Origin of the sequence: Streptomyces sp. DH12, from assembly GCF_020873895.1 — a bacterium.
Lineage (GTDB): Bacteria > Actinomycetota > Actinomycetes > Streptomycetales > Streptomycetaceae > Streptomyces.
The window spans coordinates 1-614 of the sequence record NZ_JAHWGT010000445.1; the positions used below are offsets into that span (position 1 = coordinate 1).

General features: G+C 63.5%; 1 pseudogene. It reads left to right on the forward strand.

Annotation, left to right across the window (positions count from 1 at the left end):
* Positions 1-489 precede the first annotated feature (489 nt).
* Positions 490-614: pseudogene (locus LPA54_RS35080) on the forward strand (ParA family protein); the annotation flags it as partial.

Below are 614 nucleotides of genomic sequence, written 5' to 3' on the forward strand. Positions count from 1 at the left end.
TTGCGGGCACGCATCTTCTCGAACTCCAAGGCCCACCCGAATGTGTAGCCCCAATGCCCCGCTATCGGGACGAAGCGGCCTCGCCACGTGCGTTCCGGATCGTCCCTGGTCAGCGGTTCCATGACCTCGTCCGACCAGCGGGCGAGCACGATGACCTCGGCATCTCTACTCATGCCGGAGTATCGCCGCATCTACCTCATCCACCGCAAGCACATTCCTCAACTGCCGAAGCGAACAACGCCAGGCGGACCGGCGACGAGGGACACCCCCTGGCGCGCGGCGGACGCGGGTCATGACGTGCCAGTGCTGGACGAGGTCTGTGAGCGGCACGGTCTGTGAGCGCTCGCCGAGCGTGGGGCCGCAGGCCGTGTGGGGGTGATTACGGCGTAATCACCTCCGGCCCAGGATAGAGGGCCAGTCGGCGAAGGAGTAGTGAAAACTAACGTGTCGGTGCTTCAAAGGATCATGGACGTTAGTATGGTTACCTCCATGACTTCGCCAGCTGCTTCCAGCGACCGCGAGAAGGTCGTCTCCAAACTGCCGGGTTGGCTCCGCCAGAGCCTCAAGGTCAGAGCCGCTCAGCACGGCATCGAGATCCAGACAGCCGTCGAGCA